The following is a 15677-nucleotide window of genomic DNA, read 5'->3' as shown; positions in this document are numbered from 1 at the left end:
GGCGTAGGCACTCCAGGCAGCAACAACCAGGGCGACAAAGTCGAACTGAGCATCGTTGCCAACCAGACTTCGGTCTTCGAGAACGAAAAACCGACCTTCACCATCAGCATCAAAGAGGCCCTGGACCAGGACCTCACCGTGCAGCTGACCGAAGGCAAGTCGGTCGTGATCAAGAAGGGCGAAACCTCGGCCATCTTCACCCACGACGCGCAAGGCGAAGACGTGTACGTCGATGCCGGCTCGCTGACCGTCAGCATCACCGGCACCAGCGTGCCGGACGGTCGCCAGTTCGAAAACCTGGTGGTCAGCAAGCCTTCGGCCTCGGTGGACATCAAGGACACCTCGAACGAAGTCATCGCCAAGCTGACCGCCACGCCTTCGGTAACCGAAGGCGGTGTGATCACCTACACCGTGACCCTGACCAGCAAAGATGGCCTGCCAGTCAACAACCACGGCGCCCTGACCTTCACCTTGAGCGACGGCAAAACCGTCATCAACGTGCCGGCCAACAGTGCGACAGGCTTCATCAACGTGGATGCACCGGATAACGTCTACATCGGCCAGACCTCTGTCGGCCTGGCGCTGCAGTCGGTAGGCGGCGTGGGTGCCAGCAAGTTCGAGCAACTGACGCTGGACAAAACCACGGCCACCACCGTGGTCAACGACGAGCCAGGTGTCGGCACCCCAGGCACTGGCAACCAGGGCGATGTGACCACCATCGGTATCACCGGCACCACCTCCTTGACCGAAGGTGAAACCGGCAAGTACACCCTGACCCTGAGCAGCCCGGCGAAGGCGGAAGTCACCGTTACCCTGACCTACGGCGGCACCGCTAACGGCCAGGACTACACTGCGGTCACTACCGTGAAGATCCCGGCTAACAGCAGCAGCGTCACGTTCGATATCAAGACCATCGACGACCAACTGGTTGAAAGTACCGAAAACATCATCGTGACCATCGGAGCTGCCACCGGTGGCAACTTCGAAAACCTGCAGGTCGATAGCACCAAGGCGAGTGTCACTACCAACATCCTCGACAACGACCACCTGCCGGTTTCGACTGGCGGCGCGGTCAATGGCGTGGAAGACACCGACTACCTGTTCACCTGGGGCGACTTCAAGGTCACCGATGCCGATGGCAACACCGGCCTGTTCGTGACCATCACCTCGCTGCCGGTCGACGGAAGCCTGAAGTTCTACAACGGCACCGCGTGGGTCGATGTAAAAGCGGGCCAGGTCGTCAGCCAGGCTGATATCACCAGCAATTACCTGAAATTCGTACCGAAGGCGAACGAGTCGGGCACTGACGGTTATGGCGGCTCGGGCGTCGGCAACAAACAGGCTGACTACGCGCAGTTCAAGTACAAGCCGAACGACGGCACCAACCTGGGCAGCGAAGTGACCATGAAGGTCGACATCAGACCGGTGGCCGACAAACCGACGCTGACTATTGGCAGTGCCGATGTCGAGTCCAAAGGCCTGACCAAAGAGGTCTGGACCACCCTCAAAGACTTGGGTACCGGCGGCAATGGCATTACCGGCGATGCGCTGAAAACGGTCTTCGCCAACTCCGGCAATGCCACCTCCAGCACGACCACCACCAACGTGCAGTCCGATGGCAGCGTCACCGCTGGCACCGGTTCGAAAACGTCGGGCCTGATCTTCCTGGAAGCCGGCAAGACCTATACCTTCAGCGGCACCGCCGATGACAGCCTGGTGGTCACCATTGGTGGCAAGACCGTGGTAACTGCGACCTGGGGCGCAGGTGGCCAGATTTCTGGCACCTTCACCCCAACGTCCAGCGGCTACTACCCGATCGAGGTTTACCACGCCAACCAGTCAGGCCCAGGTAGCTATGACCTGAACATTCAGGCGGGCTCCGGTGCCATCACCGACCTGAGCAGCAGCAACATCCCGATGTACCAGAACGTGACCGAGATGGCCAACGCTGGCCTGGGCGTGTCCGACCTTCACACCGTCAATGGCCAGAGCTACTACGACGGCTACAAACTCAACGAAGGGCCGGAAGGTGGCTCGGTCAAGCTGGTCGGTATCAGCACCGGCCTGACCGACACCGATGGTTCCGAAACCTTGAGCGTGACCCTCAGCGGCATTCCGAAAGGGACTGTGCTGAGCGATGGCGCGGGCCACACCGTGACTGTAGGCGGTACGCCGGTGGACGTGACAGGCTGGAAACTCAGCGGCCTGACCCTGACCCCGCCGACCTACTACAAAGGCACGTTCGACATCACCGTCACCTCCACGGCCACCGAGAGCCTCGGCGGTTCGGACAGCATCACCGGCAAGATTCCGGTCACTGTCTACGGCGCCACCTACAAGGCGACGGTGGGCACCTCGGGCGATGACACCATCAATGGCAGCGAAGGCAACGACATCATCGTCGCCGACGTGGCTGGCCTGAACGTGGTTGCGGGCAAGAACTACAACATTGCCTTCATGGTCGACAGCTCGGGCAGTATGAGCACCCAGTCCGTCGCTGCGGCCAAGGCGCAGTTGGCATCGGTGTTCCAGACGCTGAAAGCCAGCCTGGGCGCTGATACTTCGGGGACGGTGAATATCTTCATCGCCGACTTCGATACCCAGGTAAACAAGAACGTGGCGGTCAATCTTGCCGATACCGACGCACTGACCAAGCTTCAGGCGGTGCTGGACTCGATGGTGGGTGGTTCAAGCTACGGCGGTGGTACCAACTATGAGGATGTGTTCAAAACCACGGCCAACTTCTTCAAGAGCACCATGGCTACCGGTAACAGCGGTGCAGAGAACCTGACCTACTTCATCACCGACGGTAAGCCGACTTATTACCAGACCAATGAAACGACCAACTACCGCCTGTGGAGCGGCGGCAAGTACCTGGATGACGTAGTCAACGTCAACAACTACAAGGTGGGTGAGACCTTCAGTGTCTGGGCCGACGCAACGCACAAAGTTGAAATCAATAGCGAAGGCAGCCTCAAAGTGCTGACCTACACAGAAAACCGTTGGGGCAACCTGGTGCTTGATTCCACCCGCACGATCGGGACGATTCATGCTCAAGGGGATGGCACCTACGAGTTCTCCGGCCTGGGCGGTACCGGTTATGCCGATTCCTGGAACTACGCGGATTCGGCGAGCAACACGTCTGCCAGCTTCGCCCTCTTGGGTGGGACTAACGGTGTAAGCAAGGTTCAGGCAATTGGTTTGAACAGCGATGTCAGCCTGACTGACCTGAAGCCATACGATAGCGCCGGCAAGCCGCAGGCCAATATCGACCCATCCAACCTGGCCAGCGCGATCCTCGGGCATTCCGAGGCGACCCTGCCAGGCGCCGACAAGGTCGATGGCGGCAACGGCAACGACATCATCTTCGGTGACTTGATCACCCTCAACGGTGTCGTCAGCGAGGGCTACCAAGCCCTGCAGGCGTACGTTGCGCAGAAGAGCGGTGTCGAGGCCAGTGCCATCACCACCAACAATGTCCACCAGTACATCACCGAGCACTACACCGAGTTCGATATCTCCGGTGCCAACGACGGCAAGGATTTCCTGTCGGGCGGCAATGGCAACGACATCCTCTTCGGCCAAGGTGGCGATGACACGCTCGATGGTGGCAAAGGTAATGACATCCTGTTGGGCGGTACCGGCAAGGACATCCTGATCGGTGGCCAAGGCGATGACATCCTGATCGGCGGTAGCGGTGCGGACACCTTCGTGTGGAAGTCGGGCGATGTCGGCAACGACGTGATCAAGGACTTCAAGGTGGCCGAGGGTGACCGTATCGATCTGAAGGATCTGCTTCAGTTCGAGAAGGGCAGCACCATCGACAACTACCTGAAGATCACCACGGTGGACGGCACCTCGACGCTGCAGGTCAGCAGCGAGGGCAAGCTCAACGCCACCGGTGGCCTGGCCAACGCCGATGTGACGATCAAGCTGGAAGGGGTCAACTGGTCCAATACCTCGATCAACTCGTTGATCAGCGGTGGCGACCCGACCATCCGTATCGATAACAAAGACAGCTGATGCCCAGCCCACCCGGGCGGTCGAAACGACCGCCCGGGTGGGTGCCGGCTCTTTCCTGCCTTCCCCTGACAGCGCATACTCGTGCGCCCGGGCCTGCGTGCCCGGGAATCTTTGCCTATGCTGCTGTCTACCAACAAGGAACCAACGTGACGAGGGACACCGCCATGTTCTACGTGCAACGCAACGCTAGCGGCCAGTTGCTGCGGGTAGAAGCAGCCTCTTTTGACGAATTCACCGAAATACTCCCTGCTGACCATGCCGACGTTCAGGAATGGTTTGCCGACGACGAAGTGGAAAACAGCCTCAAAGAGCTCAAGCAAAGTGATCTGGACATGATCCGCGTGCTTGAAGACTTGATCGATGTGCTGACCGCCAAGGGTGTGTTCAGCATCACCGACCTGCCGGCCGGGGCGCAGGCCAAGCTGCTTAACCGTTCCAAGGCGCGCAAGGCGCTGGGCAGCCTGAACAACCTGATCGATGAAGAAGAGCAGGGCGGGTTGATCTGACCGCGGATAAGCCCCGATCTACAGTGATATGGTTATTCATTAAAGATATTTAAAATATCTTTCTTATGACTTTATAGTTGCTCCCACTGCGTACCCGTCGACCAATCGATGCGCCGCACGACTTGAACCCACACGGGAAATCCCCGTGCGTTTCTGATCGTTGCGCGCCTTTGACGTCGCGCACTGCGTGGGAGTGAACCATGTCCGCCGCCTCGAACGCCTTGTCGTCCATCGACAGCGCCCAGCCGCAAAGCTTTGAAATCCGCCCGTTCTCCGGTGCCGTCGGTGCCGAGATCATCGGCCTGGACCTGACCCGACCGGTCAACGCCGAGGATTTCACCCAAATTCATCGCGCCCACCTCGATCACCCTGTACTGGTGTTCCGCGACCAGCGCATCACCCCGGAGCAACAGATCAGCTTCAGCCGCCGTTTCGGCGAGCTGCAGATTCATGTGCTCAAGCAGTTCCTGCTGACCGGGCACCCCGAAATCCTGATCGTTTCCAACATCGTCGAAGACGGTCGCAACGTCGGCCTGGGCGATGCTGGCAAGTTCTGGCATTCGGACCTGTCGTATAAAGAGCTCCCCAGCCTGGGTTCGATGCTGCATGCCCAGGAGCTGCCCAGCGAGGGCGGCGATACGCTGTTCGCCGATATGCACAAAGCCTGGGACGCCGTGCCCGAAGCCCTGCGCAAGGTAATCGCCGGCCGCAACGCGGCCCATTCCTACACGGCCCGGTATGCCGAGACCAAGTTCGAAGGCAACTGGCGCCCGGCCCTCAGCGCTGAGCAATTGGCCCAGGTGCAGGAAGTGATCCACCCGGTGGTACGCACCCACCCGGAAAACGGCCGCAAGGCGCTGTTCGTCAGCGAAGGCTTCACCACCCGTATCGTCGGCCTGCCGGACGACGAAAGCCGCGACGTGCTGCAGCAGCTGTATGCCCTGAGCGTGCTCGAGCAGAACATCTACCGCCATCAGTGGCAGCCCCACGACTTGGTGTTCTGGGACAACCGTTCGCTGATTCACCTCGCCACCGGCTGCCCCGCGCACCTGCGGCGCAAGCTCTATCGCACCACTATCCAGGGCGATGCCCCGTTCTGACGACTGAGGAAACACACCATGCGTAAATCCATCAGCCGCCTGGCGGCAAGCATTGGCCTGGGCGCGAGCCTGGTCGTCGGCAGCCTGGCGGCCCCCGCCGTGGCCCAGGCCGAAGGCAAAATCCGCATCGCGGAACAATTCGGCATTGTCTACTTGTTGTTGAACGTGGTGCGTGACCAGCACCTGATCGAAAAACACGGTAAAGAACAGGGCGTCGACATTGAAGTCGACTGGGCCCAGCTCTCGGGCGGCGCGGCCATCAACGACGCGCTGTTGTCCGGCTCGGTGGATATCGCCGGTGCTGGCGTTGGCCCGCTGCTGACCGTCTGGGACCGCACCAAAGGCCGGCAGAACGTGAAGGCGGTCGCCTCGCTTGGCAACTTCCCGTACTACCTGGTCAGCAGCAACCCGAATGTGAAGACCATCGCTGACATCTCCGAGAAAGACCGCATCGCCGTGCCAGCCGTGGGCGTCTCCGTGCAGTCGCGCTTCCTGCAGTACGCCGCCGCCCAGCAGTGGGGCGACAAGGAATACAACCGCCTCGACAAGTACACCCTGGCCGTACCGCACCCCGATGCCACGGCCGCGCTGATCGCCGGTGGCACCGAACTGAACGGGCACTTCTCCAACCCGCCGTTCCAGGACCAGGCGTTGGCTAACAAGGATGTACACGTTGTGCTCAACAGCTACGACCTGCTTGGCCCCAACTCGCCGACCCTGTTGTTCGCCACTGAAAAATTCCGCACGGACAACCCCAAGACCTACAAAGCCTTCGTCGACGCCCTGGCCGAGGCCGCAGACTTCGCCCAGAAGGACAAGGCGGCCGCTGCTGACACGTACATCCGCGTGACCAAGGCCAAGATCGACCGCGATGTGCTGATCAAGCTGATCGACAACCCGCAGTACGAGTTCACGGTAACGCCGAAGAACACCTACAAACTGGCGGATTTCCTGTATCGGGTTGGCGCCATCAAGCACAAGCCGGAGTCGTGGAAGGATTACTTCTTCCAGGATGAACGCCCGTTGCAAGGGAGCTGATCGATCATGACCGCCCCATTGCCAGGCCACGCGGCCAGCAACCTGAGCCGTGTCGCCACGCCACCGCTGCTCTCGGTGGATAACCTCAGCCTCGAATACCGCACCGCGCAACGCGTGGTGCGGGCCACCCACCAGGTCAGTTTCGAAGTCGACCGCGCCGACCGTTTCGTCTTGCTGGGGCCTTCGGGCTGCGGCAAGTCCACCTTGCTCAAGGCCGTGGCCGGGTTCATCGAGCCCCAGGAAGGGCAGATTCTGCTGCAGGGCCAGCCCGTCAAAGGCCCCGGCCCTGACCGCATCGTGGTGTTTCAAGAGTTCGACCAGTTGCCACCCTGGAAGACGGTAAAGCAGAACGTCATGTTCCCTTTGCTGGTATCGGGCCAGCTCAAGCGTGCCGAGGCCGAGGACCGGGCGCTGCACTACCTGGACAAAGTCGGCCTGGCCGCCTTTGCCGATGCCTACCCACACACCCTTTCTGGCGGCATGAAGGCGCGCGTGGCGATTGCCCGGGCCTTGGCCACCCAGCCGAAGATCCTGCTGATGGACGAGCCGTTCGCCGCGCTGGACGCGCTGACCCGGCGCAAGATGCAGGAAGAGCTGCTGCTGCTGTGGGAAGAGGTGCGCTTTACCCTGCTGTTCGTGACCCACTCCATCGAAGAAGCGCTGGTGGTCGGCAACCGCATCTTGCTGCTGTCGCCACACCCAGGCCGGGTACGGGCTGAGGTACACAGCCATCAGTACGACCTTGGCAGCCTGGGCGCTGCCGATTTCCAGGCCAGTGCCCGGCGTATCCATCGCCTGTTGTTCGATGAGGCGGACATGCCCGAGCAGGCCGACGACCTTGGCTTCAACGATATCCGTATCGCCTACTGACAGGAGCTTCAGCCATGACCACTACACCTGTACGTCAGGAATACGAGGTGCAGTTGGAGCCGCTGCTCAGTGTGCCTCTGGAACGCCAACTGCCCTTAGCCCAGCGCTTGTGGCAGCAAGGCTGGCTGCGCAAGGCTGTCATCCTGGTGGTGATCGCCGCGCTGTGGGAGGCCGTGGCCCGCTATCAAGGCAACGACCTGCTGCTGCCAAGCTTTCTGCAAACCTCTGCTGCGCTGTGGGACGGCCTGCTCAGTGGCGAGTTGCCCGCCAAGGTCGGCGTGTCGCTGGTGATCCTGCTCAAGGGCTATGTGCTGGGTATTGTGCTGGCGTTCGGCTTGACCAGCCTGGCGGTGTCGACCCAGCTCGGCCGTGACCTGCTGGGCACCTTGACCTCCATGTTCAACCCCTTGCCGGCAATCGCCTTGCTGCCACTGGCGCTGTTGTGGTTCGGCCTGGGCGACAACAGCCTGATCTTCGTGCTGGTGCACTCGGTGCTGTGGGCGCTGGCGCTGAATACGTATGCGGGCTTTCTCGGGGTGTCCGAGACGTTGCGCATGGCCGGTCGCAACTATGGCCTCAAGGGCCTGCGTTTGGTGCTGCACATCCTGGTGCCCGCGGCCTTGCCGTCGATTCTGTCGGGCTTGAAGATCGGCTGGGCGTTTGCCTGGCGCACCTTGATTGCCGCCGAACTGGTGTTTGGCGCCAGCAGCGGCAAGGGCGGGCTGGGTTGGTACATCTTCCAGAACCGCAACGAGCTGTACACCGATAAGGTGTTTGCCGGGTTGGCGGTGGTGATCTTGATTGGTTTGCTCGTCGAGGGGTTGGTGTTCAACACCCTGGAGCGGCTGACCGTGCGGCGGTGGGGGATGCAGCGCTAGCCAGTAAGCCTGCTCCGGCCTCTTCGCGGGCTTGCCCGCGAAGAGGCCGATACAGGCTATGGATTCTGGTACTGAGCCGCCGCATTGCTCAGCATCTTGCCAATCTCCTCGCGCAACCCCTCTGGTTGCTCCACCACCACCCCATCCCCCTGGCTCAGCAGCCACCAACGCAGCGGCCAGCCATCGCTTACCGTGGCCCGCAACCGATGCCCATGTTCCAGCGCCGTCAGTTGCATGTCGGTGCTCAACGGCGCCTCGCGCAACTGCCGCGCCAAGGCATCACTGACCCGCGCCACCAGCTCTACCCCCTCGCCTTGGGCCGGCTGCAGCGCATCACCGCGCAAGTATGTCAGCAAGTCGAAATTGCCGCGCAGCTCGCCCACGGCACTCGACGACCAGTGCCAGCCGAACGGTATGCTCTTGTCATTGCGCTCCAGCGGAAAAATCAGCGACAACTCGTTGAGGTCGCGCTCAACCGTGCGTTTGCTGACATTGAACCCCACATCACGCAGGCGCCACACCAACTCGGCGCTGGTGATGCCTGGGGAGCGGCTGGGCAGTTGGCGCAGCAGCGCCCACTGACGACTGAGGGTGGCGCGAGTGGTGGCGAACGGCAAAAGATAACGTCCTTGTCTAGGCTTGCCGCAATAGGATGGCGGCACGAGCGGGGCATGGCAATTGGCCACAGCCTGCTCAGATCAAGGAAGTCGCATTTGGTTGCCTCGTGCCGAATCGTTCGCGACAGGTTTTGTCGTGACGTCACGCAGAATCACGCCTCATCACAGCCGAGGTCGAGGTTGTGTGTCGTTCAATGAGGATGAACATGTCTGCTGCCAGCAATATCCATTCGCTGCTTGCCCGTCTTCTGCCAGAGCGGGTCATCGCCCCGCCAGCCCCTGCCGGGAGGCGTCATCGGCTGTTTGCCGGGGTCGGGCTGCCCAGCCAGCGGTCGTTGCTGGTCAGCCGCCTGGACGAGGCCAGCGATTTGCAGGGTGTGTATGCCGACCTGCGCCGCCAAGCGCTGCAAGGCAGCGTGGCCGCACTGAATGACCTCGGCTGGATCTGGCTCAATGGCAAGTACTGGCGTGCCGACACCGTGCTGGCCGGCCACCTGTTGCGCATGGCGGCCTTGCAGGGTAACGCCGCGGCCTGGTTCAACCTGGGCCAGCAGCATTACTTCGGCAAAGGCATCGAAACCTCCTACGTGCAGGCGGCCGAGTGTTATCGGCAGGCGTTTGACCGCGGCATGTTGCATGCTGCCGCCGCGCTCGGTGACTTGTATGAAGAAGAAGTGTGCGATGGCGACCTGGACTGGCAGGTCGACCTGGTGCAGGCCTACCAATGGTTTTTGCGCGGTGCCCAGCGGGGCGAAGCGCGGTGCCGGTTCGAGGTGGGGTACCGGCTGATGCATGGCCTGTATGTGGAGGCCGATATCAAAGGCGCGCTGTATTGGCTTGAGTTGGCGGCTGCGGCCGGGGTGATGCAGGCGGCCGAGGAGCTGGCGGTGCACTTCAGCAGCCGCGACCGCGCGCGTTACCTCGACTGGCGCGACCGGGCCGTGCAGATGGGCAGCACGCTGGCGCTGACGATGAAGCTGGAAGACCAGGTCCAGCCCTGAACCTGTGCAGTGGGAGGTCGCGGGCCCTGTGGGAGCGGGTTTACCCGCGAAGCAGGCAACGCGGTACATGGCACCGGCTTCGCCGGTGTTCGCGGGTAAACCCGCTCCCACAGGGAATGTGCAACACAGTTGCTCTCGCGGGCTAAAGACCACGCATGAACAGAATTTCACCCACGCTACCCGTCGCCCACTGTTGACGACAGGGGGAGGGCGGGGCGTATATTGATAGTTAGCAAACTATGAATATCCTTGGTTCCCTTCATGACCCTTGATCTCCTGCGCCTGCAAGTCAGCAGCGGCATGGTGGTTGCCGCTCGCCATTGGCGGCGCATCTGCCACGCGGCCCTGACGGGCTACGGCATTTCTGAAGCCTGCGCCGCGCCGCTGTTGATGATCGTGCGCCTGGGCGACGGCGTACATCAGGTGGCGGTGGCTCAGGCCGCTGGCCTCGAAAGCCCGTCGCTGGTACGCCTGCTCGACCAGCTGTGCAAAGCCGGGCTGGTGTGCCGCAGCGAGGACCCTCTCGACCGCCGCGCCAAGGCCTTGAGCCTGACCGCCGAAGGCCGCGCCTTGGCCGAATCCATCGAAGCCGAGCTGGTGCGCTTGCGCCGTGAGGTGCTGCAGGGCATCGACCAAGCTGACCTCGAGGCCGCCTTGCGCGTGCTGCGCGCGTTCGAAGCCGCCGGCCTCGGCACACCCGGCGGGGCAGCATGAACGGATTCTTCAGCTCGGTCCCCCCAGCCCGCGATTGGTTCTACGGCGTACGCACCTTCGCCGCGTCGATGATCGCCCTGTACATCGCCCTGCTCATGCAGCTGCCGCGCCCGTACTGGGCCATGGCGACCGTCTACATCGTCTCCAGCCCGTTCGTCGGCCCGACCAGTTCCAAGGCCCTGTACCGCGCCTTGGGCACCTTGCTCGGGGCCGGCGGGGCGATACTCCTGGTGCCACCCTTGGTGCAGTCGCCGCTGTTGCTGAGCGTCGCCATCGCCTTGTGGACCGGCACCTTGCTGTTCCTCTCGCTGAACCTGCGCACCGCCAACAACTACGTGCTGATGCTGGCGGGCTACACGCTACCGATGATTGCCCTGGCCGTGGTCGACAACCCCACAGCGGTGTTCGATGTGGCCTCGTCGCGGGCTCAGGAAATTTGCCTAGGCATCGTCTGCGCGGCCGTGGTCGGTGCAATCTTCTGGCCGCGCCGCCTGGCCCCGGTGGTGGTTGGCTCGACCGGCAACTGGTTTGCCGAGGCGATCCGCTACAGTGATACCTACCTGGCCCGTGACGTTGCCGCCGACAAGGTGGGCGGCATGCGTGCCTCGATGGTGGCCACGTTCAACACCCTGGAAATGATGATCGGCCAGCTCGGCCACGAGGGTGCCGGCCCCCACACCCTGAAGAACGCCAGCGAGCTGCGTGGGCGGATGATCCACCTGCTGCCGGTGATCGACGCCCTGGACGACGCCCTGGTCGCCCTCGAAGGCCGCGCGCCTGTGCAGTTCGCCCAGTTGCAACCGTTGCTGGCCGAGGCCCGCGAGTGGCTCAAAGGCACTGCCGACGATGCCTCACTGGCGCCCTGGGCCGCCTTGCACGAGCAGATCACCCGCCTGCAACCCAGCGCCGCCGCACTGGACCAGCGCGCCGGCCTGCTGCTGTCCAACGCCTTGTATCGCCTGACCGAGTGGGTCGACCTTTGGCAAGACTGCTGCACCCTCCAGCACGCCCTGCGCAAGGACGACGCCACGCCCTGGCGCGCCGCTTACCGCCACTGGCGCCTGAGCCGCCTCACGCCCTTCTTCGACCGGGGCCTGATGCTGTATTCGGTGTTCTCCACCGTCACCGCGATCATCGTCGCCAGCGGCTTATGGATTTTGCTCGGCTGGAACGACGGCGGCAGTGCGGTCATCCTTGCGGCCGTAGCTTGCAGCTTCTTTGCCGCGATGGACGACCCGGCGCCGCAGATCTACCGGTTCTTCTTCTGGACGCTGATGTCGGTGATCTTCTCCAGCGTCTACCTGTTCTTGGTGCTGCCCAACCTGCACGACTTCCCGATGCTGGTGCTGGCATTCGCCGTGCCGTTCATCTGCGTCGGCACGCTGACCGTGCAGCCGCGCTTCTACCTCGGCACCTTACTGACCATCGTCAACACCGCCACCTTCATCAGCATCCAGGGCGCGTACGACGCAGACTTCCTGACCTTCATCAACGCCAACCTGGCCGGCCCGGTGGGGCTGCTGTTCGCGTTCATCTGGACCTTGCTGCTGCGCCCGTTCGGCGTCGAGTTGGCAGCCAAGCGCATGACCCGCTTCGCCTGGCGCGACATCGTCGAGATGACCCAGCCCGCCACCCTGGCCGAACACCGCCAGGTCGGCGTACAGATGCTCGACCGCCTGATGCAGCACCTGCCGCGCTTGTCGCAGACCGGCCAGGACAGCGGCGTGGCACTGCGTGACCTGCGCGTGGGCCTGAACCTGCTCGACCTGCTGGCCTACATGCCCCGCGCCAACCCGCAGGCCCGTGAGCGCCTAGCCACGGTCATCGAGGAAGTCGGCGCCCACTACGCCGCTTGCCTGCGCGCCAACCAACGCCTGCACGCACCGGCCACGTTGCTGCGCAACATGGAGCGCGCGCGGCAAGGGCTGGCGCTGGACGACCACAACGACCGCGGCGATGCCCGCGTGCACCTGCTGCATGCCCTGAGTGGCCTGCGCTTGGCCTTGCTGCCTGGGGTCGAGGTGATGCTCGAGCCGACCGAACAACCGCAACTGCCCCCCGGCATCGATGGAGCCCCACTGTGATCGGTGATCTGGATATCAGCGGGGTGTTCCTGCCCACGCTGCTGGTGATGATGGTGTTCACCTACCTGCTGTTTCTGGGCGTGCACGCCTTGCTCGTGCGCCTGCATTTTTACCGCCTGGTCTGGCACCGGGCTTTGTTCAACGTTGCCCTCTACGCCGTGATGCTGGGCGCGGTCGACCACTTTTGCCGAAACCTGATGCTGCCATGAAAAAACCTTTGCTGACCCTGGGCCGTGTGGTCCTGACCTTGCTGGTCGTGAGTTTCGCCGCCGTGCTCGTGTGGCAGATGGTGGGCTACTACCTGTTCGCCCCCTGGACCCGTGACGGCCACATCCGCGCCGATGTGATCCAGATCGCCCCGGATGTGTCCGGGCTGATCCAGAAGGTCGAGGTGCGTGACAACCAGGTGGTCAAGCGCGGCGACGTGCTGTTCACCATCGACCAAGACCGCTTCAGCCTGGCCCTGCGCCAGGCCAAGGCGACCCTCGCCGAGCGCGAGGAAACCCTGGCCCAGGCTGCCCGCGAGACGCGCCGTAACCGCAAGCTGGGCAACCTGGTCGCGGCCGAGCAACTGGAAGAGAGCCAGTCCCGCGAAGCCCGCGCCCGCTCGGCGGTCAACGAGGCACAGGTGGCTGTCGATACTGCCCAGCTCAACCTTGATCGCTCGGTAGTGCGCAGCCCGGTGGACGGCTACCTTAACGACCGCGCCCCGCGTAACCACGAATTCGTCACCGCCGGCCGCCCGGTGCTGTCGGTGGTCGACAGCGCCTCGTACCACGTCGATGGCTACTTCGAAGAAACCAAGCTCGGTGGCATCCACATCGGCGATGCCGTGGACATCCGCGTGATGGGCGACAACACCCGCCTGCGCGGCCACGTACAAAGCTTTGCCGCCGGCATCGAAGACCGCGACCGCAGCAGCGGCGCCAACCTGCTGCCCAACGTCAACCCGGCGTTCAGCTGGGTGCGCCTGGCCCAGCGGATTCCGGTGCGTATCGCCTTCGACGAAGTGCCGGAAGACTTCCGCATGATCGCCGGGCGCACGGCCACGGTGTCGATCATCGAGGACAAGCGCCCATGAAACGCCTGATGCTGGTGGGCATGGCCCTGTCCCTCGGTGCCTGTGCCCTGGTTGGCCCGGATTACGAAGTGCCGAAAGACGCGGCCGTGCAGCGCAGCGACCTCAACGGCCCGCTGCGCCAGGACGCCGACAGTGTGGTGTCGGCGCCGGTGCCCGAAGACTGGTGGCAGCTGTACCAGGATCAGCGCCTCAACCAACTGGTGCGCCAGGCATTGAGCGCCAATACCGAGCTGCGGGTGGCTGCGGCCAACATCGCCAAGGCCCGCGCCCAAGTCGAAGTGGCCGAATCGCAGGGCGGTTTCAGTGGTGGCATCAAGGCTGGCGCCCAGCGCTTGCAGGAGTCTGGCGAGGCCTTTTTGCTGCCCGAGAAGGTACCCGTGGCCAATATCGGTGAAGCCATCATCAGCGCCTCCTACCAGTTCGACCTGTGGGGCACGTTCAAGCGCGGCACCGAGGCGGCCAAGGCCAACGCCGACGCGGTGCAGGCCGCAGCAGACACCGCACGCATCACTCTGGTGGCGGATGTGGTCAAGGCCTACACCCAGGTGTGCTCGGCCAACGAGGAATACCACATTGCCCGCGAGTCGCTGGACCTGCAGGAGCAAGGCGTAAAGCTGAACCAGCGCCTGCGCGATGCCGGCCGTGGCGACGAAACCCAGGTAACCCGCTCGCAGACCCAATTCAAATCCCTGCGCGCCGAACTGCCACGCTTCAAGGCCGAGCGCGAAACCGGCTTGTATACCCTCGCTGCACTGCTGGCCAAACCGGTCGAGCAGTTGCCCGCCGGCACCGCCGATTGCGCCGAACTGCCGCACCTGGCTCAACTGATCCCGGTAGGCGACGGTGCCGCGCTGCTCAAACGCCGCCCCGACGTGCGCCAAGCCGAGCGCCAGCTGGCAGCCGCCACCGCTTACATCGGCGTGGCCACGGGCGCGCTGTACCCGGACATCAGCATCGGCGCCCAGGTGGGCACCATCGGTATCCTCGAGAACCTTGGCGAGCCCTCCACCAACCGCTGGGGCTTTGGCCCACAGATCAGCTGGACCATCCCTACCAACGGCACCCGTGCCCGCATCCGCATGGCCGAAGCCTCGACCCAAGCGGCGCTGGCGCATTTCGACGGCGTGGTGTTGAACGCCATCCGCGAGACCCAGACCCGGCTGGCGCAGTACAGCGCCTTGCTCGACCGGCGTGATGCATTGGCCGAGGCAGAGAAGTCGGCCAAGGAAGCGGCGGACCAGACGCACCGGTATTACCAGGCTGGCCGTGAGTCGTTCCTGGCGGATTTGCAGGCGACGCGGACGTATACCGATATGCGCGCGCAGTTGGCGGCGGCGAATAGCCAGGTGGCGGTGGGGCAGATTGGGGTGTTTTTGGCGTTGGGTGGGGGATGGAAGGGGGCTGCTGGCAAGCCTTGATCATTGTGTGGTGGCGAGAAGGTGTTTGGCGACAGGGTTGCGGCGCTCGGTCTTGAGGGCGCCGAACCTCTAACGTCGAACACCCCGAATACGTAAGACATTTCCGAATCTGAAACCAAATGCTTCAGCTCTCGCTATCAGGCGAACTATCCTACGCGCCTGTCGGAAGGTGCTGTCTAGGCGGGGAGATGCCCCAGGAATAATGTCCTCGGGTCGCCTCGCAAGGCGATCGGGCGTGAGACACCCGGTTTGCATTCGGTAGCACCGCTTCATGGCGGTCGTGCGCGGGCAGGCTTAGGCCTGGCCGGGGTTACCGTATGTCCCGGGTCTCACTCCGTGCACGACTG

At 63.0% G+C, this 15677-nt stretch carries 13 protein-coding genes; 12 read left to right on the top strand and 1 reads right to left on the bottom strand.

What is annotated here, in order from left to right; translation table 11 throughout:
* The 6 genes from MFF34_RS09685 to MFF34_RS09660 all read left to right on the top strand — a co-directional run.
* The coding region (locus MFF34_RS09685) for an immunoglobulin-like domain-containing protein (protein ID WP_238212830.1) at nucleotides 1-4023 on the top strand (4023 nt) is incomplete at its 5' end.
* A 164-nt stretch (nucleotides 4024-4187) separates the two neighbouring features.
* Nucleotides 4188-4529 (top strand): hypothetical protein, encoded by a 342-nt coding sequence (locus tag MFF34_RS09680; RefSeq protein ID WP_027595105.1) that lies wholly within the window; start codon nucleotides 4188-4190, stop codon nucleotides 4527-4529.
* A 200-nt stretch (nucleotides 4530-4729) separates the two neighbouring features.
* Nucleotides 4730-5629 (top strand): TauD/TfdA family dioxygenase, encoded by a 900-nt coding sequence (locus MFF34_RS09675; RefSeq protein WP_238212828.1) that lies wholly within the window; start codon nucleotides 4730-4732, stop codon nucleotides 5627-5629.
* An 18-nt stretch (nucleotides 5630-5647) separates the two neighbouring features.
* Nucleotides 5648-6667, top strand: coding sequence for an ABC transporter substrate-binding protein (locus tag MFF34_RS09670; protein ID WP_085273906.1), 1020 nt, complete (start codon nucleotides 5648-5650; stop codon nucleotides 6665-6667).
* A gap of 6 nt (nucleotides 6668-6673) precedes the next feature.
* Nucleotides 6674-7537 (top strand): ABC transporter ATP-binding protein, encoded by an 864-nt coding sequence (locus MFF34_RS09665; RefSeq protein WP_238212827.1) that lies wholly within the window; start codon nucleotides 6674-6676, stop codon nucleotides 7535-7537.
* A 14-nt stretch (nucleotides 7538-7551) separates the two neighbouring features.
* Complete coding sequence (locus tag MFF34_RS09660) at nucleotides 7552-8415, top strand: ABC transporter permease (RefSeq protein WP_027595109.1); 864 nt, start codon at nucleotides 7552-7554, stop codon at nucleotides 8413-8415.
* A gap of 56 nt (nucleotides 8416-8471) precedes the next feature.
* Here MFF34_RS09660 and MFF34_RS09655 read toward each other — a convergent pair whose 3' ends face one another.
* Nucleotides 8472-9032, bottom strand: a complete 561-nt coding sequence (locus MFF34_RS09655; protein WP_238212825.1) for a WYL domain-containing protein — start codon at nucleotides 9030-9032, stop codon at nucleotides 8472-8474.
* Between the two features lie 206 nt (nucleotides 9033-9238).
* Between MFF34_RS09655 and MFF34_RS09650 the strand changes: the two genes are divergently transcribed.
* The 6 genes from MFF34_RS09650 to MFF34_RS09625 all read left to right on the top strand — a co-directional run bounded on the left by MFF34_RS09650 (nucleotide 9239) and on the right by MFF34_RS09625 (nucleotide 15330).
* A complete protein-coding gene (locus tag MFF34_RS09650; protein WP_238212823.1) occupies nucleotides 9239-10033 on the top strand; it encodes a tetratricopeptide repeat protein in 795 nt (264 codons plus the stop codon).
* 261 nt (nucleotides 10034-10294) lie between these two features.
* Nucleotides 10295-10747 (top strand): MarR family winged helix-turn-helix transcriptional regulator, encoded by a 453-nt coding sequence (locus MFF34_RS09645; protein ID WP_085273902.1) that lies wholly within the window; start codon nucleotides 10295-10297, stop codon nucleotides 10745-10747.
* Nucleotides 10744-12831: an FUSC family protein gene (locus MFF34_RS09640; RefSeq protein ID WP_238212821.1), complete on the top strand. Its 2088-nt coding sequence runs from the start codon at nucleotides 10744-10746 to the stop codon at nucleotides 12829-12831. The genes MFF34_RS09645 and MFF34_RS09640 overlap by 4 nt, the downstream gene beginning before the upstream one ends.
* Entirely contained in the window at nucleotides 12828-13040 is a 213-nt protein-coding gene (locus MFF34_RS09635) for a DUF1656 domain-containing protein (RefSeq protein WP_027595114.1), read from the top strand. The genes MFF34_RS09640 and MFF34_RS09635 overlap by 4 nt, the downstream gene beginning before the upstream one ends.
* The gene (locus tag MFF34_RS09630; protein WP_099428035.1) at nucleotides 13037-13912 is read left to right on the top strand and encodes an HlyD family secretion protein; all 876 of its coding nucleotides are present in this window, start codon (nucleotides 13037-13039) and stop codon (nucleotides 13910-13912) included. Before MFF34_RS09635 ends, MFF34_RS09630 begins: the two co-directional genes overlap by 4 nt.
* Nucleotides 13909-15330, top strand: coding sequence for an efflux transporter outer membrane subunit (locus tag MFF34_RS09625; protein WP_186681800.1), 1422 nt, complete (start codon nucleotides 13909-13911; stop codon nucleotides 15328-15330). The genes MFF34_RS09630 and MFF34_RS09625 overlap by 4 nt, the downstream gene beginning before the upstream one ends.
* Nucleotides 15331-15677: the final 347 nt, after the last annotated feature.

The sequence above is a fragment of the Pseudomonas sp. PAGU 2196 genome (assembly GCF_022179005.1).
Classification (GTDB): domain Bacteria; phylum Pseudomonadota; class Gammaproteobacteria; order Pseudomonadales; family Pseudomonadaceae; genus Aquipseudomonas; species Aquipseudomonas kermanshahensis.
This window is presented reverse-complemented; position numbering and strand designations above follow the sequence as displayed.